The sequence below is a fragment of the Enterococcus sp. DIV1316a genome (assembly GCF_050536915.1).
In the GTDB taxonomy this organism is placed as follows: Bacteria; Bacillota; Bacilli; order Lactobacillales; family Enterococcaceae; genus Enterococcus; species Enterococcus faecalis.
In genome coordinates, this window is record NZ_CP172913.1 from 2,305,001 (window position 1) to 2,328,521 (window position 23,521).

General features: G+C 38.2%; 23 protein-coding genes, 1 tRNA gene and 2 rRNA genes (1 of these 26 only partly in view). 3 read left to right on the forward strand and 23 right to left on the reverse strand.

Translation table 11 applies throughout. The features are described from left to right. From IGL56_RS11010 to IGL56_RS11035, 6 genes are all read right to left on the reverse strand, one after another. A 23S ribosomal RNA gene (locus IGL56_RS11010) occupies window positions 1-270 on the reverse strand (it extends 2,643 nt beyond the left edge of the window). A 176-nt stretch (window positions 271-446) separates the two neighbouring features. Further along, a tRNA-Ala gene (locus IGL56_RS11015) sits at window positions 447-519 on the reverse strand. 79 nt (window positions 520-598) lie between these two features. Then, a 16S ribosomal RNA gene (locus tag IGL56_RS11020) occupies window positions 599-2,159 on the reverse strand. Together the 16S and 23S rRNA genes with 1 tRNA gene alongside form the textbook arrangement of a ribosomal RNA operon. A 434-nt stretch (window positions 2,160-2,593) precedes the next feature. Beyond that, the gene (locus tag IGL56_RS11025; RefSeq protein ID WP_002392518.1) at window positions 2,594-2,842 is read right to left on the reverse strand and encodes a hypothetical protein; all 249 of its coding nucleotides are present in this window, start codon (window positions 2,840-2,842) and stop codon (window positions 2,594-2,596) included. Next, window positions 2,826-3,197: a hypothetical protein gene (locus tag IGL56_RS11030; protein WP_002385270.1), complete on the reverse strand. Its 372-nt coding sequence runs from the start codon at window positions 3,195-3,197 to the stop codon at window positions 2,826-2,828. Before IGL56_RS11030 ends, IGL56_RS11025 begins: the two co-directional genes overlap by 17 nt. A gap of 64 nt (window positions 3,198-3,261) precedes the next feature. Continuing rightward, on the reverse strand, window positions 3,262-3,630 hold the full coding sequence (locus IGL56_RS11035; RefSeq protein ID WP_002365178.1) for a CvfD/Ygs/GSP13 family RNA-binding post-transcriptional regulator: 369 nt from the start codon (window positions 3,628-3,630) through the stop codon (window positions 3,262-3,264). A 183-nt stretch (window positions 3,631-3,813) separates the two neighbouring features. On the opposite strand from IGL56_RS11035, the gene IGL56_RS11040 reads away from it, so the two are divergent. After that, window positions 3,814-4,980 carry a MalY/PatB family protein gene (locus IGL56_RS11040; RefSeq protein WP_002355155.1) on the forward strand — a complete coding sequence of 389 codons (1,167 nt, stop codon included), beginning with the start codon at window positions 3,814-3,816 and terminating at the stop codon, window positions 4,978-4,980. A gap of 33 nt (window positions 4,981-5,013) precedes the next feature. Here IGL56_RS11040 and IGL56_RS11045 read toward each other — a convergent pair whose 3' ends face one another. Further along, window positions 5,014-5,220, reverse strand: a complete 207-nt coding sequence (locus tag IGL56_RS11045; protein WP_080477317.1) for a DUF3955 domain-containing protein — start codon at window positions 5,218-5,220, stop codon at window positions 5,014-5,016. Window positions 5,221-5,384: 164 nt separating this feature from the next. Continuing rightward, entirely contained in the window at window positions 5,385-5,975 is a 591-nt protein-coding gene (locus tag IGL56_RS11050) for a peptidylprolyl isomerase (protein ID WP_002355150.1), read from the reverse strand. 204 nt (window positions 5,976-6,179) lie between these two features. Here IGL56_RS11050 and IGL56_RS11055 point away from each other — a divergent pair, with 204 nt between their 5' ends. Then, window positions 6,180-7,190 (forward strand): NAD(P)/FAD-dependent oxidoreductase, encoded by a 1,011-nt coding sequence (locus IGL56_RS11055; RefSeq protein WP_002355149.1) that lies wholly within the window; start codon window positions 6,180-6,182, stop codon window positions 7,188-7,190. A gap of 148 nt (window positions 7,191-7,338) precedes the next feature. Continuing rightward, window positions 7,339-8,301 carry a phosphoglycerate dehydrogenase gene (locus tag IGL56_RS11060; RefSeq protein WP_010816047.1) on the forward strand — a complete coding sequence of 321 codons (963 nt, stop codon included), beginning with the start codon at window positions 7,339-7,341 and terminating at the stop codon, window positions 8,299-8,301. A 64-nt stretch (window positions 8,302-8,365) separates the two neighbouring features. On the opposite strand, the gene IGL56_RS11065 is transcribed toward IGL56_RS11060, so the two are convergent. The 15 genes from IGL56_RS11065 to IGL56_RS11135 form a co-directional block, all read right to left on the reverse strand. After that, complete coding sequence (locus IGL56_RS11065) at window positions 8,366-9,919, reverse strand: bifunctional metallophosphatase/5'-nucleotidase (protein WP_002355147.1); 1,554 nt, start codon at window positions 9,917-9,919, stop codon at window positions 8,366-8,368. 97 nt (window positions 9,920-10,016) lie between these two features. Further along, window positions 10,017-11,297: an extracellular solute-binding protein gene (locus tag IGL56_RS11070; protein WP_002355146.1), complete on the reverse strand. Its 1,281-nt coding sequence runs from the start codon at window positions 11,295-11,297 to the stop codon at window positions 10,017-10,019. 23 nt (window positions 11,298-11,320) lie between these two features. After that, entirely contained in the window at window positions 11,321-12,610 is a 1,290-nt protein-coding gene (locus IGL56_RS11075) for an MBL fold metallo-hydrolase (protein ID WP_002355145.1), read from the reverse strand. Further along, window positions 12,594-13,412 carry a carbohydrate ABC transporter permease gene (locus IGL56_RS11080; protein WP_002355144.1) on the reverse strand — a complete coding sequence of 273 codons (819 nt, stop codon included), beginning with the start codon at window positions 13,410-13,412 and terminating at the stop codon, window positions 12,594-12,596. Before IGL56_RS11080 ends, IGL56_RS11075 begins: the two co-directional genes overlap by 17 nt. Window positions 13,413-13,416: 4 nt before the next feature. Further along, window positions 13,417-14,292, reverse strand: a complete 876-nt coding sequence (locus tag IGL56_RS11085; RefSeq protein ID WP_002355143.1) for a carbohydrate ABC transporter permease — start codon at window positions 14,290-14,292, stop codon at window positions 13,417-13,419. Next, window positions 14,292-15,425: an ABC transporter ATP-binding protein gene (locus IGL56_RS11090; RefSeq protein ID WP_002385276.1), complete on the reverse strand. Its 1,134-nt coding sequence runs from the start codon at window positions 15,423-15,425 to the stop codon at window positions 14,292-14,294. Before IGL56_RS11090 ends, IGL56_RS11085 begins: the two co-directional genes overlap by 1 nt. Before the next feature lie 146 nt (window positions 15,426-15,571). Next, window positions 15,572-16,510, reverse strand: a complete 939-nt coding sequence (locus IGL56_RS11095) for a glycosyltransferase family 2 protein (protein WP_002355141.1) — start codon at window positions 16,508-16,510, stop codon at window positions 15,572-15,574. A gap of 203 nt (window positions 16,511-16,713) precedes the next feature. Then, a complete protein-coding gene (locus IGL56_RS11100; protein ID WP_002355140.1) occupies window positions 16,714-17,043 on the reverse strand; it encodes a HesB/YadR/YfhF family protein in 330 nt (109 codons plus the stop codon). A gap of 54 nt (window positions 17,044-17,097) precedes the next feature. Beyond that, window positions 17,098-17,763: a potassium channel family protein gene (locus tag IGL56_RS11105; protein ID WP_002355139.1), complete on the reverse strand. Its 666-nt coding sequence runs from the start codon at window positions 17,761-17,763 to the stop codon at window positions 17,098-17,100. A gap of 103 nt (window positions 17,764-17,866) precedes the next feature. Then, window positions 17,867-18,499 (reverse strand): response regulator, encoded by a 633-nt coding sequence (locus tag IGL56_RS11110; RefSeq protein ID WP_002355137.1) that lies wholly within the window; start codon window positions 18,497-18,499, stop codon window positions 17,867-17,869. Then, on the reverse strand, window positions 18,474-19,577 hold the full coding sequence (locus tag IGL56_RS11115) for a sensor histidine kinase (RefSeq protein WP_002365182.1): 1,104 nt from the start codon (window positions 19,575-19,577) through the stop codon (window positions 18,474-18,476). Before IGL56_RS11115 ends, IGL56_RS11110 begins: the two co-directional genes overlap by 26 nt. Next, window positions 19,574-20,305 (reverse strand): cell wall-active antibiotics response protein LiaF, encoded by a 732-nt coding sequence (gene liaF / locus IGL56_RS11120; RefSeq protein WP_002381168.1) that lies wholly within the window; start codon window positions 20,303-20,305, stop codon window positions 19,574-19,576. Before liaF ends, IGL56_RS11115 begins: the two co-directional genes overlap by 4 nt. Window positions 20,306-20,455: 150 nt before the next feature. Beyond that, window positions 20,456-20,935 (reverse strand): transcription elongation factor GreA, encoded by a 480-nt coding sequence (gene greA / locus IGL56_RS11125; RefSeq protein ID WP_002355133.1) that lies wholly within the window; start codon window positions 20,933-20,935, stop codon window positions 20,456-20,458. A gap of 260 nt (window positions 20,936-21,195) precedes the next feature. Next, complete coding sequence (gene mltG, locus IGL56_RS11130; RefSeq protein ID WP_002389176.1) at window positions 21,196-22,581, reverse strand: endolytic transglycosylase MltG; 1,386 nt, start codon at window positions 22,579-22,581, stop codon at window positions 21,196-21,198. A 207-nt stretch (window positions 22,582-22,788) separates the two neighbouring features. Then, on the reverse strand, window positions 22,789-23,466 hold the full coding sequence (locus IGL56_RS11135; RefSeq protein WP_002392521.1) for an HAD family hydrolase: 678 nt from the start codon (window positions 23,464-23,466) through the stop codon (window positions 22,789-22,791). Window positions 23,467-23,521: the final 55 nt, after the last annotated feature.

Below are 23,521 nucleotides of genomic sequence, written 5' to 3' on the forward strand. Positions count from 1 at the left end.
GGCTCTTCCCGTTTCGCTCGCCGCTACTCAGGGAATCGAATTTTCTTTCTCTTCCTGCAGGTACTAAGATGTTTCAGTTCTCTGCGTCTACCTCTAATCAGCTATGTATTCACTGAAAAGTAATATCCTATAAAAGATATTGGGTTCCCCCATTCGGAAATCTCTGGATCATAGCTTACTTACAGCTCCCCAAAGCATATCGGTGTTAGTCCCGTCCTTCATCGGCTCCTAGTGCCAAGGCATCCACCGTGCGCCCTTATTCACTTAACCTTATCAACCTTACGGTTGGGTCTTGATCACTTCTTCTAGCGATAGAAGGTTAATCAATAAATAAGCAATTGAACTTATTAAAAAACTCATTCAACGCGGTGTTCTCGGTTTGTTTTGATTCTTTTTACTTCAATATCCAGTTTTCAATGAACGAATCTGATAGCAAAAGCTATCAATGGAGCCTAGCGGGATCGAACCGCTGACCTCCTGCGTGCAAAGCAGGCGCTCTCCCAGCTGAGCTAAGGCCCCGAATTTATTTGATTGAGAGTAGACCTCTCAAAACTGAACAAAGTAAAGACGAAATGTGTATTTCCGTAATATTCCTTAGAAAGGAGGTGATCCAGCCGCACCTTCCGATACGGCTACCTTGTTACGACTTCACCCCAATCATCTATCCCACCTTAGGCGGCTGGCTCCAAAAAGGTTACCTCACCGACTTCGGGTGTTACAAACTCTCGTGGTGTGACGGGCGGTGTGTACAAGGCCCGGGAACGTATTCACCGCGGCGTGCTGATCCGCGATTACTAGCGATTCCGGCTTCATGCAGGCGAGTTGCAGCCTGCAATCCGAACTGAGAGAAGCTTTAAGAGATTTGCATGACCTCGCGGTCTAGCGACTCGTTGTACTTCCCATTGTAGCACGTGTGTAGCCCAGGTCATAAGGGGCATGATGATTTGACGTCATCCCCACCTTCCTCCGGTTTGTCACCGGCAGTCTCGCTAGAGTGCCCAACTAAATGATGGCAACTAACAATAAGGGTTGCGCTCGTTGCGGGACTTAACCCAACATCTCACGACACGAGCTGACGACAACCATGCACCACCTGTCACTTTGTCCCCGAAGGGAAAGCTCTATCTCTAGAGTGGTCAAAGGATGTCAAGACCTGGTAAGGTTCTTCGCGTTGCTTCGAATTAAACCACATGCTCCACCGCTTGTGCGGGCCCCCGTCAATTCCTTTGAGTTTCAACCTTGCGGTCGTACTCCCCAGGCGGAGTGCTTAATGCGTTTGCTGCAGCACTGAAGGGCGGAAACCCTCCAACACTTAGCACTCATCGTTTACGGCGTGGACTACCAGGGTATCTAATCCTGTTTGCTCCCCACGCTTTCGAGCCTCAGCGTCAGTTACAGACCAGAGAGCCGCCTTCGCCACTGGTGTTCCTCCATATATCTACGCATTTCACCGCTACACATGGAATTCCACTCTCCTCTTCTGCACTCAAGTCTCCCAGTTTCCAATGACCCTCCCCGGTTGAGCCGGGGGCTTTCACATCAGACTTAAGAAACCGCCTGCGCTCGCTTTACGCCCAATAAATCCGGACAACGCTTGCCACCTACGTATTACCGCGGCTGCTGGCACGTAGTTAGCCGTGGCTTTCTGGTTAGATACCGTCAGGGGACGTTCAGTTACTAACGTCCTTGTTCTTCTCTAACAACAGAGTTTTACGATCCGAAAACCTTCTTCACTCACGCGGCGTTGCTCGGTCAGACTTTCGTCCATTGCCGAAGATTCCCTACTGCTGCCTCCCGTAGGAGTCTGGGCCGTGTCTCAGTCCCAGTGTGGCCGATCACCCTCTCAGGTCGGCTATGCATCGTGGCCTTGGTGAGCCGTTACCTCACCAACTAGCTAATGCACCGCGGGTCCATCCATCAGCGACACCCGAAAGCGCCTTTCACTCTTATGCCATGCGGCATAAACTGTTATGCGGTATTAGCACCTGTTTCCAAGTGTTATCCCCCTCTGATGGGTAGGTTACCCACGTGTTACTCACCCGTCCGCCACTCCTCTTTCCAATTGAGTGCAAGCACTCGGGAGGAAAGAAGCGTTCGACTTGCATGTATTAGGCACGCCGCCAGCGTTCGTCCTGAGCCAGGATCAAACTCTCATAATAAAAGTTAGAACAATCTTGCGATTGTTAAGCTCAATTTGTTTGCTAGCATATTGCTTGCTTGTTAAAAATGTTTGTTGTCTTGAATTGAATCAAGACGCCCTACACATTTGGTTCGTCTATTCTTTGTTCAGTTTTCAAAGGTCTACGTTACCTCGCAGCAACTTTTATATCATAACAAACTTTCGTTTGGATGTCAAGAACTTTTTTAAAAAAGTTTTTTTAAGTTGTTTTGCTCGGTTGTTGTTGTCTGTTGTGACAACTTCTATATCTTATCATCCCGTTTGTTATTTGTCAACAACTTTTTTGTTGTTTTTTCAAACTTTTTTCGAGAGATTCGAAATCAAGAATTGTTATTTAATTATTGATTTCTGAATCGCTCAGCTGTGTGACTCGCCTTGCGACATGTAATAATATATCAAGATTTTGATGTTTGGTCAACACTTTTTTTCAAAAAAATTAAAAGAAGTTTTCAATCTGTTTTCATTCTTTTCAATTATTTCGTTTTTAAACTTTTTAAATCCTAATTGTCTATCAAAACAGTTTAATTCCTTACTAAAAATCGAACAATTTGAATCATATATTTGAAATAGTTCGATTAACTTTTTTACGTACAACATAAAAAAAGAAAGAATCTGTTCGATTATCGACAGATTCTTTCTTTTTTGTTTAAAACATTGGGACACCTTCAATATGATATTTTGACCAAATCGTTTTTAATTCTGCAGGTGCTACCCATGTATAGTCTTTATCCATTTCATTTTTAAGTGCTTGTTCATCCATCTCGAAGACAAACAGCGGAACATTTTCTTTATTGATATGCGCGTTAGTTAATTCTACTAAGCTAATTGAAGTAACGTCCAATTGAACCTCTTCTTTGAACCATTGTAGCATACTAGCTAAACCCGTCATCTCATCAGAAACTTTTGCCATCGCAAACTCAATCGCTTCACCTATTGGATGCATCAAAAATTTTTTACTACCATCGTTTAAGTTCAGTATGATTGTTCCAGCGACTTTTTTGTTAGACACGACATCCACCTCAATTAATTTTTAGATTCACTAACAAAAGAAATTGTAACACACTTTCTGAAAAAATACAGAATTATTTTTCAAGCAACTTATCCATTGCTTCATCAATCCATTCTGGAAGTTCTTTGTCTAAGGTTGCAAAGCCAATTTTTTTATTCTTATCCGTAAAATATTTTTTGCGTCGATGGTTCACTGAATGAACTTTGTCTTCAAGGGTTCGTAAAGATAAGCTAATCTTTTGAGAATATTCATCAACATCAATAACTTGAACGGTTACTTTTTGTCCAACGGTTAAGAGTCCATGGATATTTTTGGTAAAGCCAGCTTGTACTTCCGAAACATGAATCAGTCCTTGTGTTTCTTCGTCTAAAGAAACAAATGCGCCATATGGTTGAAGTCCGGTAATTGTGCCAGAAAGTACCATACCAATTTTGTACTTCATCAAATTTCCTCTTTTCATACGATAAATTTCTTTTTCCGTTTCTACTCATTTAAAATAATAGCATTTTTTCAACGTTTGTGCATTATTTCTTCCCTAGTTGTTAAAACTATTGTTTCATCTTTTAAGCAAAATCTACTATACTATAGGAAGTAAGACTTTATATAGAAGAAAAGGAGTTATCTTATGTTTAATTTTAATGAAACCATTGATCGTCGCCACACGAATTGTGTTAAATGGGACACCGTTGAAACGAGTTACCACGAAAAAGATTTACTACCTTTATGGGTTGCTGATATGGATTTCAAAGTACATCAGCCTATTCTTGATGCCTTGTCACAAGTTATTGAACAGGGCATTCTAGGATATGCAGTTGCACCTAATGAACTGTATCAAGCAATTCAAGATTGGCAACGGCAACACCATCAATTGATTGTTGAAAAAGAAGAAATTTTGTTTAATAGTGGCGTGGTACCCAGTTTGGCCACAGCCGTTCAAGCGTATACAGCACCTGCTGATTCTGTCATGATTTGTGATCCAGTCTACCCCCCTTTTGCAGATGTGGTAAAACAAAATGAGCGTAGACTTGTGCGCCATTCTTTACTAGAAGTTAACGGACATTATGAAGTTGATTTGGTTAAAATGGAACAACAGATAATCGAAGAAAAGGTGAAACTGTTACTTTTTTGTAATCCCCATAATCCTGGTGGACGTGTTTGGACAAAAGAAGAATTGCTAGCAATTGGCCGTTTATGCCAAAAACACCAAGTAACTGTAGTTAGCGATGAAATTCATCAGGATTTGATTTTCAAACCGCATACCTTCACTTCCTTCACTGTTGCTGATGAAGCATTTAAGGAATTCACTGTTACCTTAACAGCGGCAACGAAAACCTTTAATTTAGCGGGTATTAAAAATTCAATGCTGTTCATTCCTAATGAAAAACTACGGCAATCTTTCGTATCTTTACAAGACAAAAATCATCAAGGCGGTATCAATACTTTTGGCTACGTTGGAACGGCAGCTGCCTATCAAACAGGGGAAGAATGGCTAACGGCGTTACTTGATTATCTAAAAGAAAATATTGATTTTGCCCTTTCCTTTTTCCGTGAAGAGCTGCCTAGCGTTCGTGTAATGGAGCCTGAAGGAACCTATCTTTTATGGTTAGACTTTAGTTCTTATTCGCTAACGGATCGGGAACTTCGCGATACCTTAATTCATAAGGGGAAAGTGGTTCTAAATCCAGGAATTAGTTTCGGTCCCCAAGGTTCTCAACACATGCGTTTAAACTTAGCTTGTTCAAAAGAAACTCTCGAAGAAGGCCTTTTACGTATCAAAAAAGCTTTTAATTAAAAACAGCTGTCCTAGTTTTTAGGACAGCTGTTTTTAATTCTTTCTTTTGCGTTTAGCTAAATAAACTCTGACGAACCAGATACCTGAAAATAGAAGTAAAATTTCTCCAATTATGATTGTATAAAACCCTGGTTCATGAACGATTCCTTGCTGATCTACATACGTAAAAAACGTTCCTATAAATGGGAGTATTACTGCAAACAAAGTCAAGGCCATTGGATATCTGTATTTTTCTAACAAATTTGCTTCCTCTCCTTCTATTCTTTAACTCAGTATCCTATAAAGACTTCATTAAAAGAAGCGATTTGGATGCTTTTAAAAAAAAGTTAGTCGTTTTAAGAAAAAAATAAAGAGTACCAACGAATTTGTCCCTCGTTGGTACTCTCTTTTTCAATTGGTTAAACTTATTCACCAATGATTTCAACTGTGTCCATCACGACGTCAAATGTTGGACGGTCTTGGGCATCCCGTTGGACTCCACCAATTTCATCCACTACATCCATACCATCAACAACATGACCAAAAACAGTATGACGGAAGTCTAACCAAGGTGTTCCGCCTTGTTTGTAAGCTTCAATAATTTCTTCTGGAAAACCAGCGTCTTCTAACTGACTCATCATTTGAGCTGGAACATTTTGATTAGTAACAACAAAGAATTGGCTGCCATTTGTGTTAGGACCAGCATTTGCCATTGACAATGCGCCGCGCAAATTGAAAACATCCCGAGAAAATTCATCCTCAAATGCTTCTCCATAAATACTTTCGCCGCCCATTCCTGTTCCGGTTGGGTCACCGCCTTGAATCATAAAATCAGGAATCACACGATGGAAAATAACGCCATCATAGTAGCCCTTTTTCGCTAATTCAACAAAATTTTTAACCGTTTTAGGCGCTTGTTCTGGGAATAATTGAACAGTGATGTCGCCTCGGTTTGTTTTAATGACCGCTTTTGGGCCTTTAGCATTTTCTAAATCTAATTGTGGAAATTGTGACATGAGAATGTCCTCCTAGATAATTATTTTATAGTTCCATCATATCGAAAAATGCTGAAAATTGCTATGATCTTTTTCCAATGATTAAAGAATGCTTTGATTCGTTAGCCAAACTTGCTTTTTTCGAAAAGCCGTGCTATTTTGTGAAGTGTTCGCAAAACAATCAATAGTTGTCTCAACCCTAAATGAATTAGGAGGAATTTTCAAATGTCTGATGAAAAAGATATTTATGATTTAACAATTATCGGCGGCGGTCCTGTTGGATTATTTGCCGCTTTTTATGCGGGAATTCGTAAAGCGAAAACGAAAATCATTGATAGCCTGCCGCAATTAGGTGGTCAGCTAACAATGCTGTATCCCGAAAAATATATTTATGATATTCCTGGATTCCCTGCTATTAAAGCAGGTGAGTTAATTGCCAATTTGGAAAAACAGATGCAGCCATTTCAGCACGATGTTTGCTTGGAAGAAGAGGTCACACACCTTGCACAGGAAGCAGATGGACTTTTGCGCTTAGAAACAACTAAAGGCACACATTATTCTAAAACGGTTATCTTTGCGATTGGTAACGGCGCTTTCCAACCTCGACGTTTAGCTATCGAAAATGTTGAAGCCTTTGAAGGTGAGTCAATCCATTATTATGTGACTGACATGAAAAAATTCGCTGGCAAAAAAGTTGCGATTGCTGGTGGCGGCGATTCCGCAATTGATTGGGCTTTAATGCTAGAAAACGTTGCAGAAGAAGTATCTATTATCCATCGTCGCCCACAATTTCGCGGCCATGAACATAGCGTGGAACAACTGGAAAAATCTAGTGTTTCTATCAGAACTCCCTATATCATTAGTGATATTTTAAAGGAAAACGAAACGTTCACAGGCATCCAATTAACGGAGACAAAAGGTGACCAAACATTGGATCTCCCTCTGGATGATTTAATTATCAATTATGGCTTCACTTCTTCTTTAACACACCTCAAAGAATGGGGATTAGACGTTTCTAGAAATGCTATTAATGTTCATTCCGATATGTCAACTAACATTCCTGGTGTATACGCTGTAGGGGATATCTGTTCCTATGAGGGAAAAGTGAAATTAATCGCTACAGGCTTTGGTGAGGCACCTACTGCCGTAAATAATGCTTTACATTACTTACGGCCCGATGCTCGACGTCAACCAGTTCATAGTACAAGTTTATTTGAAAACGGCGTACCTAAATAAGGTTAGCACTGGACTTTAGCAGTTTTTAAGCCAAGGACAAAAATCTAAATCGGATTTTTGTCCTTGGCTTTCTGCTTTACTGAAAAGCCTTTCTTTTTCTCTTTTAAATTTATTTTTGATACAATAAAAAGTGCTAGGAGGAAGAAAGATGAACCAACCAATTATTTATTTAAATGAAGTATTCAACGAAGAACAACTGGAACAAGTGAAAGCTGTGGCGCCCAATTATCTAGTTAAAACATCTACCGATCATTTATCATCTGCTGAAGAAGAGGCAATCGAAATTATGTTAGGCTGGCATAAAGAAATTGGTCCGCGTTTATTAGCCTCTGATACTAGTCACCTAAAATGGATTCAGCTCATTTCTGCTGGTGCTGATTATATGGATTTTGATAAATTAAGAGAAAAAGGCATTCTGTTGTCTAATGGTAGCGGAATTCATAGTGTTTCTATCTCAGAACATGTTTTAGGCGTTTTATTAGCACATACCCGCGGACTGCAAGAAAGTATCCAACAACAAATGCAACACACATGGAATCAAACAGCCCCTTCCTATCAACAACTTTCTGGGCAAAAAATGTTAATCGTAGGCACTGGGCAAATCGGACAACAATTAGCTAAATTTGCTAAAGGTTTAAATCTTCAAGTTTATGGCGTGAATACCTCTGGACATGTGACGGAAGGCTTCATTGAATGCTATTCACAGAAGAATATGAGTAAAATTATTCATGAAATGTCCATTGTTGTGAACATTCTTCCTTTGACTGAAACAACAAAACATTTATACAATCAGGTACTTTTTGAAAAAATGGCTCCTGAAACAATTTTCGTAAATGTTGGTCGAGGCGCCTCAGTAGCAACGAACGATTTGATAACTGCCTTAAACAATAAAACCATTGCTTTTGCTGCCTTAGATGTCTTTGAAGAAGAACCTCTTCCCGAAGATAGCCCTTTATGGGAGATGCAGAATGTTTTATTAACACCTCATATTTCTGGCATGACACCGAAGTTCAAATCAAAATTACTGGCGATTTTTATTCCAAACTTAAATCAATTTGTGACGGATCAGACCCTCGTCAAAAACCAAGTTTCCTTAAAAAAAGGCTATTAACTCAAAAAAGGCCTTCAACCATCTTTCAAGTAATTGCATGGTTGAAGGCTTTTTTTGCTATTTTTTACCAGATAACCTTGAAGTTATCATTTGTCGACGCTTGAATGATTGGATGTTTTTTTAAATATTCTGCAATCAGTTCCGTCATATCAATTTGAATTTCTCGAATAATTTTTTCAGGTTGGAACATTTGATAGTTTCCGCCACCGACTGCTCGGTATTGATTTGTCACGATTTCCAAAACATCTTCTGCTTGCACTGCTTTGCCATGATAATTAAGTTTCGTCACTCTTTCACCAAACGGTTGTCTTAAATCAAGCGTATACTCAATGCCTTCATACATATCATAATTATAGTATTGTGGTTTTGGATCGACATATTTCGGGTTGAAAATTGGTTGGCCTTTTTCTAACACAAAATAAGTAGCGCTTTGTTCTAACGCTTCACGGAGGTCTTGTCCAGTGACACGCAATACAGCCAAGGTATTTGGATAAATGTAGTTGGTAATGATATCGCGCATCGTAATTTGATTATTAAACCCTTTGCCTTCATTGTTAAAAAGTGCAGTCCCTGAAATATCCGTTCCGCTTGAAGCCATTTGGACGTTATTAATAAATTCTATATACGGATGTTCTTTGAGGCGTACGGCATTCGGATTTTGAATCGTCATATCCCCTTCCACATTTCCCACTGGTTGGTCAAGCCACTCTTCTACCTCGTCATGTAACGCTGTTGTCAAAGCTAAAACTTCTGTATCTGGTTGTTCGTTTCCAACAGGATGAATAGCTGCGTCACTTCCAATAACGCGATAGCCTTTAGCCATAGGTTCAATTTCTAAAGTAATTTCTCCAACGAAAGCTCCTCGAAAACCTGGTTGAATCACAGGTATTCCATTCAGTTTTGTAGCAATTTCTCGATGTTGGTGACCAGTGACTAAGGCATCAATCCCAGGAACTTTTTCCAATAAATCGTAGCCTTCATTTTCTCCTGTTAGTAATTCCGTGGGTTCCCCTGTTTCTAAATCTTTTTCAAAACCGCCATGGTAAGCGACAACAACTAGATCCGCTTCTTCCCGTAATTTTGGCACGTATTCTGCCGCTGTTTCAACGACACTTTTAAACGTTAAATCTTTGACTGTTGCCGGCTGTTCCCAATGAGGAATATATTGAGTCGTCACGCCAAGGATGGCTACTTTAACCCCTTGTTTTTCTATGATGACATACGGCTGACCGAAATAAGGTTGTCCATCTTTACCAAGAATATTGGCAGCTAAAACTGGCTGTTGATAACTGGCAATCGTTTCCTTTAAATAATCTAAACCGTAATTAAATTCATGGTTACCTAAAATGCTAACATCATAATTCATTTGATTAATGATTTTAGTGATGGCAGCCACTGAATGTGTTTCTGCTTTTCTTACGTAGTAACTAAGCGGCGAACCTTGAATAAAATCCCCATTTTCAATTTGAAAAACTGGTCCTTTGGCAGACGCCCGTAACTTTTTCAGCATGGTTGCTGCTTTTGCGGTTCCAAAAGGTAAATCCATCTTTTTTTCACTATAACTTGTTGGCATAATGTACCCATGCATATCACTTGTTGCTAAAATTTTTATTTGCATTTTGTTTCTCTCCTTCTTCCGCCCAAAAGAACAGGAAGGTTAGAACACGAGCCATAACGACTCAGATCCCAACCTCCCACGTCTGTTTATTTATTGATTATTGGTTCCATGCTTGTTCAAATTGTGATGTTGCATCTTTCAATAATTTTCTCGTGTCTTTATTTGATGAAGCAAAAATACTTTCCATAATTGTCCGCATTTCATTATAGGCTGAATCAGCATTTTCTTCTACTGGGATAGCGAATAAATCTTTTACTGCGTTTTCAAGTTGTGCAGGTACTTTGGTTGTCTTAGAATTTTTGTACTCATCACTGTGTAAAACAGATTCTAAAATTGGCATATAACCTGTTTGTTGTGCCCAGTACAATTGTGAATCAGGAGTAGCTAAGAATTTCATGAATTCAAATGCCGCTGTCCGTTGTTCTGGCGTAGCACTATCGAACATATAAATATCTGTTCCTTGTTGTAAGTTGATTTTTTCAGGACGTGGTGCAACACCGTATTCATAGCCACCAGCTTCAGCATCTTTTTGAACAAAACCAGCACCAGCAATACTACCGACAAACATTGCTACCTTTTTGTTTGCAAATGGGCCAGATAAATATTTATCTGAACCAGCTGTGCGGAAGTAACCTGCTTCGATACCATCACGGTAATAGTCCACGACTTCTTGTGAATCTTTGCTTGTTAAATCTAAGTCTTTATTAAAATCAACGCCTTTGTTTTTCATTCCAATTGCGTAATAGTTATTTAACGAGTCAAAACCAGCACCAACGACTTCTTTGTTGGATTTTTCGTAAATTGTTTTAGAAGCTTCTTTTAATTCCTCTAATGTTTTCGGTACTTCAACACCATATTCTTTCAACAAATCAGCATTATAGAATAACATTTCTGTCGATTTATTAAATGGAATGCCGTATTGTTTGCCGTCGATTTTGGCGCCGTCTAACAATACTTCACGAATTGGCTCTGCATCTTTCCAGCCGATTGTGTCATCATCCATATATGGTTTTAAGTCCACTAACATTTCATCTTGTGCAGCATTCCATAACCAGCCTGGGTACGCTTGCGTAATTGTTGGTAAATCTTTTGGTGAAGTTAAAGTCGAATTGATTTTGGCTTGTAAATCAGGGTAAGCAGATTGATTTTGTAATTCCACTTTAATTTTTGGATTTTCTTTCATGAAGTCTTTCGTTAATTTTGTTAACGCTTCTTCTTGAACCCCATTCATTGCATGCCAGAAAGTGATTGTCGTATCTTCCTTCACTTCTTTCACAATATCGTTTGATTCTTTGGCCCCATTACCGTTACCACAAGCCCCCAATGCGAAAATAGCTGCGGTTGCTAACACTGTTGTTGCTAGAGTTTTGAACTTCATTTTTTTCTCTCCCTTAAAAAAATTTATAAAACAATTTGCTCGCCACGTTCTGGCAATATTCTTTCACCATACGGGTTTTCCAGTTTTTCTGGTTTTAACGTATGGATTGGAACCAATACTTGAGGTTCAATCAATGCAATAATTTTATCCAGATCTTCTGGAATTGCATGTCCTGAACAAGCTAAGCGGACAAAAGTAATGTCTTTTTTAGCCAACAAATCTAAAAACACGCGATACTGTGGATCAAAGTCCCCTAACGGTTGTGCATCACTGTGAATGTATAAACTACCTTCTTGGAGGTTGTCAAACTGGTTCACAACTTGCCACAAATAGTCTGTTTTGTCCTTTAGTAACGTGTCATACGGGATTTCTAACGCTGGATTCAATTCTGGTATTTTACCAGATTCAGCATAATAATAACGAACTTCTATTCCAAATACTTCAAGTAACAACGCAGCCATATTTGCTTCTAAAACGACTGTACGTGGTGACTTTTCAATAATCTTAGCAAAACGTTCCACGTTTGCTGGATAACCATTAAAGGTAATTTGTCGATTCGGGTTTTCTAGTTCTAAACGAACCAAGTGCTGAACAAGATCTTCTTCACTGACAACCGCTATTTGGGCTGGATCTGGTTCACGTTCTGGGAAGCTAATGCTTACGCCTTCCATCATTAATAATTCAGTATGTTTAGCTTTTTCACAAAAAGCTAAAGTCTCTTCACGATTATGGCCATGTAAGCGCAAATCACCTGTGTATGTGATGAAATGGTCAGGCGTGCGAATCAGTAATGCCGAAGCACCGTACGCATCATGATCAACAGGCACGATTTCCACTGAAATTTCGCCAACTTTAATCACATCGTTTTTATTAAGACCAATCATTTCTCGGGTAAAATTCTTTTCTTCAAACGGTGATGGAATCAAAAAATCACCTTTGCGATTTAAACTATTTAGAATCATCTTCGTTTCTTTTAATGTGTACAACGGAACAGCTGGGTCTAAATAATTAATCATGCGCGAATGATCTAAATGGGCATGAGATAAGAAAACAGCTGTGTGTTGATACTCTTTGTCTTCTGTACCATGATATTCATAACCTAAACGTGGATCATATAAGTCTTTTAATTCTGGCACTAAACGATTATTAATTAAGGTTTCAATGTGATCATCGGGCAAATCTAATTCTGGTCGAAATTCTGTGCCAAAATCAAAGAAGATGTGGGCATCTTTATACGCCACTTCAATCACGGTTCCTCCAATTGTTAAAATGCCACTGTGAAAAGTCACAGTTGTTTTAGCCTTTGATTCCATTTTTTGCAACTCCTCTGATAATTTCTTTTCTGAAAATCAAGTAAATAATTAAAATTGGAATAACGGTTAATGTTGCAGCAGCCATTTGTAAATGTACGTCACTACCGCTCTCTGTCGCAAAGGCCGATAGTCCATTATTCAATAGACGGTATTTTTTCTCGTTCGTCACCAACAATGGCCACAAGAAAGAATTCCAACTAGAAATGAATGTTAAAATCCCTACTGTTACCAACGCTGGTTTTGACATTGGTACTAAAATACGCCAAATATATTCTAAATCACTAGCGCCATCAATCTTGGCAGCCTTGTAAAAAGTATCAGGAATACCTTTTAAATAACCGTTTAAATAGTAAATATAAAAAATACTAGTTAAAAATGGAATAATTAAGGCGCTGTAAGTATTTAACAAACCTAATTGCGCAATCGTTTGATAATTGGTAAAAATAATAGATTCATACGGAACCATTAACAACGAAATCATCAAAGCAATGACCACATTTTTAAAACGGAACTTCAAACTCGTTAATGCGAATGAAGCTAACACGGCGGTGACTACCGTAGCAATCGTTGTAACGCCTGAAACAAAGACTGTGTTCAAGAAATACCGAAGAAAGGGTGCTTTTTGAAAGACCTCTGTGTAGTTTTGCCATTGTGGTTGTTTTGGAAACATGGTTGGCGGCATGCTGGTCGCTTCAGAGTAACTCATTAAACCAGCTAAAATCATATAGACAAATGGAAATAACGTAATAACGGCTAAAATGCCTAAGAAAACAAATGCGATAATCGTTAAAACTTTTTTCATTGGCTTATTGCCCCACTTTCTTTAAGAGTTTATTTTGTAAGAAAGTGACCACTAAAATAATCACAAATAAAATCACTGTGGCGGCCATCGCAATTCCGGGACGCCCTGCAATGTGGAATTTGTCATAAATATAGTACACTGCGGTTGTGGCACTGTTGGCAATCCCCGCACGACCACCGAATAAAGCATAAACTTGTGTATAAACTTTAAAGGCGCCAATTAAATTGACCGTTAATAAAAAGGCAATGGTCGGGACTAGCTGCGGAAACGTAATACGTCGGAAAATTTCGCCGTCTGAGGCGCCAAACATTTTTGCAATTTTAAAATGTTCTTCATCAATATTTCTCAACCCAGCCAACAAAATAATAATATTAAATGCTAAACTCGTCCAAACCCCAAAAATAATCAATGTCGGCATACTCATTTGAACATTATCTAGCCAGTTGACAGAAGGAATGCCGAAAAAGCCTAAGACGTAATTGACAATTCCATAATCGCCATTAAAGAAGTAACGGAAGACAATCCCAATGGCAATCGTACTCGTTACATAAGGCATAAAGAAAATCGTTTCAAAGAAACTCTTATGTTTAACTTTTTCAAAGATAATCCAAGCAATTGCTAGGGAAATTATCAAGGCAATCGGTACCACAGCAAATGCATAGAGCGCTGTATTTTTTAACGCTTTATAGAAGATTGGATCATTCAATACACGTTGATAATTTTCTAAACCAGCGTAGCGTTGGTTAATTAAGGAACCTTTTTGGAAGCTCATCCACAAAGAACGAAACAGCGGATAAACGCTAAACAGTAAAATGATTCCTAATGATGGCAGAAGGAAGAGCCATGCTTTTGGTTGATTTTCTGGATTGTATTTTTTCATTAGTAAACCCGGTCTCCCGCTTCGTTAAAGATAAATACTTTTTTATATGAAAAATCAAAAGATAAAGTGTCTCCTTCTTCAATCGCTTCTTCTACACTTACAATTGATTTCACTTGTTCATTTCCTAATGTAAATCGTAAAATACGTTCTCGACCAATCAATTCCACTAAATCTGTCGTTGTGGTAAAGAGACCTGTTTCAGTTGGTACCACATCTTCTGGACGAGAAGCAAACGTATATTTCCCATCAGTCATTGGCATTTTAAAGCGTGCTTGCTCAAAACGCTCAAGCGGAATTTCAAAACTTTCGTGGTACATTTTGCCGTCTTTCACTTCAACAGACAATAAATTAATAATTGGGTTACCTATGAACTGAGCAACAAATAAGTTATTTGGTTCTAAGTAAAGGTTTTGAGGTTCATCATTTTGTTGAATAACCCCTTCGTTTAATAAAATAATTTTATCACTGATTGATAGCGCTTCCTCTTGGTCGTGCGTTACAAAGATTGTTGTAATGCCTACTTCTTTCACCAAGCGGCGGATTTCTTCACGAATTTTCAAACGCAAACGTGCATCCAAGTTACTTAAAGGCTCATCTAATAATAAAACATCTGGTTTTTGAACTAACGCCCGGGTAATCGCAACACGCTGTTGTTGACCACCAGAAAGTGTGCCTGGCTTTTTATGGCTTAACTCTTCAATATTCGTTAGTTTCATATATTCTTCGGCAATAGCTTGTGCCTCTGCCTTGGGAACTTTCTTACTTCCTACCGTCAAAGGAAACATTACGTTTTCTAGAACAGTCATATGTGGATATAAGGCATAGTTTTGAAAAACGAACCCGATGTTCCGATCTTTTGGTGCTGTTTTGACAACCGATTGCTGTCGAAACTGAATATCTCCATCACTTGGATGCAATAAACCTGCAATTAAGTTTAAAATTGTGGATTTCCCACACCCACTTGGTCCTAACAAACAAACCAAGTCCCCTTGCTCAATCGTAAAATTGACCGATTTTAACGCTTCAAACCCATTATCGAATACTTTTTTCAAGTCGATAACTTCTATCATGACCCAACCTCCAAAAAAACATTTAATAGCATACCTTTTGATTTTAACATTTATTTCTTGCAACCGCGAGAGCAAAGCTGTTTCATTAAGATAAAAATAGGTAAAGTTAATGTATTTTTTATGTAAAAAATGTTGTTTTTCTGAAAAGCCTATTTACACTTTTTTTAATGCACAACAAAAAAACAGAGAATTTTTCTCTGCTTTTTTGGTTATTTTTTAGAATCTTTTTCTGATTCCTTTACAATATAAATTGGTCGTTTTTTCGTTTCTAAGAAAATTTTGCCGATATATTTGCCAATAATTCCTAAACATAATAGTTGCAAACCACCTACAAAAAGTACAATACAAACCATTGAAGGCCAGCCGCTTGTTGGATCACCATTAACTAATGTTCGAAAGATAATCACTAACATTGCTAGCGCAGAACCAATACACGAAAAGGCGCCAACGTATGAAGCAATATTCAATGGTGTTTCTGAAAAATTGACAATCCCATCAATTGAATAACTTAATAGACTCCAGAAAGACCAAGAGGTTTCTCCAGCAATTCGTTCTCGATTTTTAAATTCAATATATTCTGTTTTGAAGCCGACCCAACTAAAAATCCCTTTTGAGAAACGATTATACTCAGATAACTCTAAAATCGCATCGACCATTTGTCGGGTCATGACACGGAAGTCACGGGCACCATCCACCATTTCCGTCTCAGCAATTCGATTAATGAGTTTATAGAACATCCGTGCAAAAAAGCTACGAATGGGCGGTTCGCCGTCTCTTGTTATGCGTCGTGTGCCAACACAATCTAAATCTGTACTGGTTTCAATCATCTCAATCATTTGAGGTAATAACTCAGGCGGGTCTTGTAAATCAACGTCCATGACTGTCACTAAGTCACCTGTTGCTTCTTTTAAACCAGCGTATAAGCCTGCTTCTTTCCCAAAATTTCGTGAAAAAGAAAGATAACGGACCTTCTCTGGATGTTCGCGATAAAGCTGTCTTAAAACAGCTAACGTCTTATCTTTTGAGCCATCATTCACAAATATATATTCTACTGAATGAGACAGTTGCTGGCTAATTTTTTCTACTTCTTCAAAAAACAGCGGAATCGCTGCTTCCTCATTATAACAAGGGACAACAATTGATAACATTTTATTTCCTCCACACTTCAGTTAATTATCATTATACCATATAATAGCCTTATTAAATAACGATATCCAACTAAAAATAACTTAAATAGAAAGAACCTGAGAAAAAATCCAAAACGATTTTTTCTCAGGCTGACTAGCGGTTAAACGAAAGCAACAGAAATAGTCCTACGCACTACTTCAGCCTCTTTTGTTTAGCACTAAATTTATTTTGTTAAATCTTCTTGGTTCGCTTCAAATTGATAACGCGGTTCATCATTCTTTTCATCATAATCAACAATCAAATCATACCCTTTAAAGAACCAATCATCTGTTTCTTCAATAAAATAGGTAATCCCATCTAGGTTCTCTTTAATCATTGGCTCATCTGGCGCTTCTACAGACATCGCAATGGAAAAACCATCATGAACAGGTGTTTTTCCGTAAATTTTTCCGAAAAAACGAATGCCTGTCTCAGGCTGAACCCCGGTTTCTTCTTTAAACCATTGTTGGGCTTTCGGTGTCACTTCTAATTTCATTCTTTGTTCCTCCTTCACATCTCTGTCGCCATTTATTGTAGCACAGCGTAGTGCTTTTAGAGAATAAAGTGCTTAGCCATTCATTTTTTCATCTAATAAATCCACGTCTGCTGTATCACCGATAACTAATAAATTGTCGTTTTCTCGAACAATTTCAGAAGCATCTGGCGAAGCAATTACTTCTGTTTTCGAGCGGCGAATCGCTACCACAGTTAAACCAAATCGCTGACGGAAATTTAATTCTGCTAAGGTTTTATTGTAAAATTTAGGATTGGTGACCCGAACCTCAGCTAATGAAAATTCGCTAGATAATTCAATATAATCTAAAATATTGCGTGAAACAAGTTTGTGAGCAATTCGAATGCCCATATCCCGCTCTGGGTGAACGACCATGTCTGCCCCAATTTTATCTAAGACACGGGCATGATATTCATTGACTGCTTTGGCTAAGACATTGGGAACCCCCATCTCTTTAACCATTAATGTTACTAAAATACTCGCTTGAATATCTTCACCAATTGCCACCACTACGTGATCAAAATTCCGAATCCCTAAAGAACGCAACGTCATTTCATCTTGGGCGTTAGCCACCACTGCATGCGTTGCAATATTCATATATTCATTGACACGGTCTTCACTGCTGTCAATGGCCAAAACTTCTTGACCAGCTTCCACCAAAGTTTGGCATATGCTGCCGCCAAAACGTCCTAAACCAATAATTGCAAAATTTTGTTTCATTTCTTCTGACCGCTCCTGTCTGTTCGTTAAAATTAGTATAACAAATCCATAAATAAATTCCTAGAAGGATTTCCTAGAATTTATTTATGGATTTATCTGATATTTATTTGGCTAAACCATGTTGAAAAGCATAAATCGCCGCTTGGGTCCGATCATCCACATCTAGTTTTGCTAAAATGTTTGAAACATGTGTTTTAACTGTTTTCAAAGTGATAAAGAGTTCATCAGCTATTTCCTGATTACTTTTACCTTGTGCAATCAACATTAAAATTTCGTGTTCCCGGTTTGTCAAATCTTCGTGCAACACCGGCTCTTGTTTTTTTGTTAACCGTTCCATCATCTTATGCGTCACTTCAGGTTCCAACACACGCTCTCCGCGATAAGTCGCCCGAATTGCATCAGCAATCTCATGTGCTGTTGATGTTTTTAATAGGTAGCCCGCTGCACCAGCTTCAATCGCCGGATACACTTTTTCATCATCAATAAAACTCGTCACAATAATAATCTTGGCTTCTGGCCAATCTTTCAAGATCGCTTTTGTTGAATCAATGCCGTCCATTTCTTCCATTACCAAATCCATCAAAATAACATCTGGACGTAGTTCCAATGCTTTTTCATAGCCAATCTTACCGTTTTCTGCTTCGCCTACGACTTCTATATCCTCTTGAATAGATAAATATGATGAAACGCCTAAACGGACCATTTCATGGTCATCCACTAACATTACTTTGATCACTTGCAGTTTCCTCCTTTATGACAGGAACTTTAATTTCAACGCTGGTTCCCTGCCCTTTAAAACTAATAATTTTAACTGTACCGCCCATGCCGACAACACGTTCTCGGATATTATTTAAGCCATAACTACCGGCTTTATTACTTTGTTCCTTCATATCAAAGCCGACACCATCATCAACAATACGCAATAACACGTTTTTATCGACTTGGTGTAAGTATACCTCTAATTCCTTTGCTTTGGCATGTCTTAAGGTATTTGAAAGTAACTCCTGCACAATTCGGAAAAGATGATCCTCAATGCTGCTATTTAAATGAACATCTTCAACATCCCAAATCAATTCAATTTTAATTTTTGTTTGTAGTTCTTTCAGTAATTGTTCAATACCTTTACGCAAACTTTTTCCTTCTAGACTGATAGGACGCAAGTGCAATAGTAGCGCACGCATTTCCGATTGGGAGGCATTAATGATTTCTGCCACCATGGCTAGTTGTTTGCGATATGGTTCAGGAGTTTCTGTTCGTTGTGCTTGTTCATTTAAGGCAGACAACATCATCATGGCTGCAAAAAGTTGTTGACTGACTGAATCATGCAACTCCCGCGCCAAACGATGCCGCTCGTTCTCTAAAATTTCTTCTTTTGTTTGCCCATCCATTAATTGCGGTCGACTGTTTAATAATTGCAATTCTTTAGACATCTCTAATAATTTATTTTTAATCGACCAAATATCTTGTTCGACTTCGGTTAGATAATGGTCTTGATTTTCACTGGTCGTTGGTTTGTTTAAGACTGGACTTTCATAATTACCGTTGGCCAATAACCGAAGTTTTTCTTCAATCCGTCCATATTGCCCTTTTTGAACCAATGAAATCAGTAAAAAGGTCAATAAGCCTATTAGTAAGGATATGAGAACAATGTGCACAATTAGTGGTAAATAAAAGACTTTTCTCTGAAGAAGCTCTAATAACCACCGGTTTTGTTTAATCGAATGAAAATATGAAAACAATGTAATTAAGATAACAATAAAGGTGCTAAGGGACGCATATAATGAAATCATGCGTCTTGAAATCCGATCGGTCATACACGGATCACCTCAACATCTCCTACTAAAGTGTTCGTCATAATTTTCAAACGACGAAGATTGGTATCATAATCATTGCTGTAAATTTTTAATGATTCGTTTTTCAATTGATATTTTTCTTCTTCAAAACGTACCGTTCCGTAAAAAGTTGAATGTTCTAACAAAATAGCTACACCTAACGGCACTAGAATTCGCGTGCGGCCAAAACCTTTACGAATAATAATAATATTGTCTTCTTTCGGTAGTAACGTATTACCTAAATCAATAATGGTGTCCCCAGAGATTAAATCAATATTGATATCGTCCCATTCATAGATATTGTTACCAATGCGTTCGTTGGCAAACCAGCGGCGTTTAAATCGTTTGCCATTTTTAGGTTCTTTTGCCGCCGTCTCCACCATAATCATTTGTTTTTTTCGCCAAGGTGCTCGCTCAGCTATATCCACGCCTGAAATCTCAAAGCCTTTTAAGCCGATAAAGAGTACGCCAAAAATCAACATAAACCAAACAGCCGTGCTGTTCATTGCACCAATGACAATAAAAACAACGCCGAGGACGAATTGAAAGTTGTTAAAATGTGTTTTAGATGCTTTCCTGGAAACGTAGGCCACAAGTAAAACGCCAATTGTTAATAAAACAGCTAATCCAGGATTATGTACAATTTGCCATAACGCCAGAATAAAAAGTAATGCTTCTGCGACGATAAAAAAGCGCCAAGGGTTATTCATAGATTTGCCTCCTCCCTCTGTCATTTATTTTACTCGTTTATTTTATTTAATCATAGTGGTTTGCGCCTCAGGTTACCATAGGACTTTAGCCCTAAATGTCCTAGATTGCGAAAGGACAGGCCTTGGAAGCTGCCTGCCCTACTCAATTATTTAGTTTGCTTCAACTTTTGTAATTTTAACTGTCATGTCGCCACCAGGTGTTGCAATAATCACTTGGTCGCCTAATTGTTTACCAATTAAGGCTTGCGCAATCGGTGAATCATTAGAAATTTTACCAGAAAATGGATCGGCTTCGGCACTTCCTACGATTGTGTATTCCTCTTCTTCTCCGTCAGGTAACTCTTGGAAAGTAACTGTTTTACCGATGGAAACTTCGTCTTGGTCCACGCCATCATTATCGATGATTTCTGCAAAACGAATCATATTTTCTAACGTTGTAATACGTCCTTCAACGAAAGCTTGTTCATCTTTAGCTGATTCATACTCTGAGTTCTCTGAAAGATCCCCAAAGCTACGAGCGATTTTAATACGCTCTACGATTTCTTTACGTTTAATTGTTTTTAATTCTTCTAGCTCTTGTTCTAATTTTTCTTTTCCTTCAAGAGTCATTGGATATACTTTTTCTACCATGTTAATTCTCCTTTTTCGCTTAACGATACGTAGTTCTTGGTTGGTTATTGAAAAAAATTCCGCTTTCAATCCACAAAAGAGTACCACGCTTTTTCTAAATTGTAAATATAATTATTGAATTTTTGTGATTTTGCTAAATTTTATTTATATAAATTTCTAGTTGCTACTCTTTCCCTCTGTTAAACAGATTACTTTTTGAGTATCTAAAAGCTTGGTGAATCATACAAAATTGATTCACCAAGCTCTTTTATGTTTTCATTTTATTCACTACTTGAATTATTGACATACTGATTTACTAATACTTGATGTTCTTCATATGTTTTTGAGAAGTAGACTTTTCCTGTAGAAATATCTGCTACAAAGTATAAATAGTCACTTGGTGTCGGATTCAAGACTGCTTTAATTGACTCCTCACTTGGGCTATCTAATGGTCCTGGTCCATAACCAGTATTTTTATACAAGTTATAAGACGAGTCCACTTCCAAGTCAGCATACGTTACAGTTTCTTTGTGTTCTCCTAGAGCATACAAAATAGAAATATCTGATTGGATTGGCATATCGGCAGCCAAGCGGTTAAAGAATACTTGCGCAATTTGTTTGCGGTCTGCTTCTTTGACTCCTTCTTTTTCAACCAATGAAGCTAACGTTAAGACTTGCTGATTGGTTAAATTCTTTGCATGAATTGTCGGCGTATATTGTTCCATTACTGTGTTCATTTTAGCAATCATTTGTTCGACAAATTCAGGAAGTGTTGCTTTTTTGTAGTAATCATAAGTTGCCGGGAATAAATACCCTTCTAAGCGATAACGAACACCTTCTGCGGTTGCAGCACTTTCAAGTAAATCAGGATACTTAGCCTTCATTTGATTGAAGAAGTCTTCGTTTTTCATTAATGCAATGAAATCTGCTTTCTTGAAATCTGTATTTTTTTCAATAGCTTCGCCAATTTTATCTATATCGTAGCCTTCAGGAATCGTTACTTTGCCATCTGCAATTTTAGTTGGTTCTGGCGTACCTCCTTCTTTTAGCATTTCACCAATTTCATCGAGTGTCATGCTTGGAGACATTTGATAATAGCCCGCTTGAAAATCTGTTAAGTTTTTAAATTTTACGTAGTAGTTAAAAACCATTCCGCTTTTAATGACGTTGCTTTCTTCTAAAACCGCAGCAATTTGCTTATTAGAAGATCCTTCTGGGATATGCACTTGAACAAGCTTCTTATTGTTCTTGTCTAGTGGCTGTAGCCCAGCATCTACATATTTATAAAAAGTAAACCCAAAGATTGCCATCATTAAAACTAATACAGAAACTACAATTAACACGATACGACCGACTAAACGATCTTCTTTTTTACGTGTTTGTTTTTTTGTATTTGTTGGCTTTTCGTCTGTTTCAATCGGGGTTGGCTCTTCGACTGTCTGTGTTGTCTTGTCTTTCCCACGTCTTCGAGCAGCTCTAGAACCTGCACGTGTTTGTGTTGTGCGGCTCGCTGTTTCTTGTGATTCATCAGATGAAGGTTGGGGTGACCTATCATTTTTTTCAGAGGAATCAGGTTGATCGCCATCATTTCTACCATTTAAAGACCCAGTTACTTGATCTCTAAGCGAAGATTTGGGATCTTGGTTATTTTGGTTATCATTAGCCAAAACTAACCCTCCTTACTATTCTATCGTTTATGACTGAAACTATTATACATGAAACCTCTTTAAAATTAAATGTTTTTAATAAAAAGACCGTCATTCCCTGATAAAAAATTCATCATTGACAACGTTTAAAGCCTATGATGGCGCTTTTCTATTGAAACGATAATAAATCTTAAAATCCTCCTAAATTTATCGAAAATCCATTTTCTATTAAGAATTTTGTAGCAAAATAGCACCTAAGTCTTTAGGCGATTGTACTAGGAATGTCGCTCCCGCCTCTTGTAATTCTGTTTCTTCACCAAATCCATACAAGACACCTATACTATCTAAGCCATTTTGTTGAGCACCAAGAATGTCATGATTACGATCACCAACCATGATAATTGCTTCTTTGGTTGGGGCTAATTGAGCTTCCGTTAATGCATACTGAATCACATCTGCTTTTTTAGAACGATGACCGTCCATGCTCGCTCCATAGATGCCTGTAAAATAACGATCTAAATCAAAATGAGTAATAATCTTTTTAGCAAATTCTTCTGGCTTGGAAGTCGCAATGTATAACTTTGCTCCCGCTTCCTTTAACCTTGTTAGTACCTCTGGGATACCTGGATACACATGATTTTCAAACATACCTTTTCTCTGATAATACGCTCGATAATGACCCACGGCTTGTTGCGCTGCTTCAGCTGAAGGCGCCATGTGCAAAAATGACTCATATAAAGGCGGCCCTATGAAAGAACGTAACGTCTCCTCGCTAGGAGCTGGCCAGCCTAATTGTTCTGTTGCGTACAAAATAGAACGCATAATGCCGCTACCAGAATCCGTAATTGTGCCATCTAAATCAAATAAAATCGTTTGATACATCTTCACTTCACTACTTTCTAGCATTTTTTGTCTAATTGATTCTTCAAAATAAGATACGCAAAAGAAGCACATTTTTCAG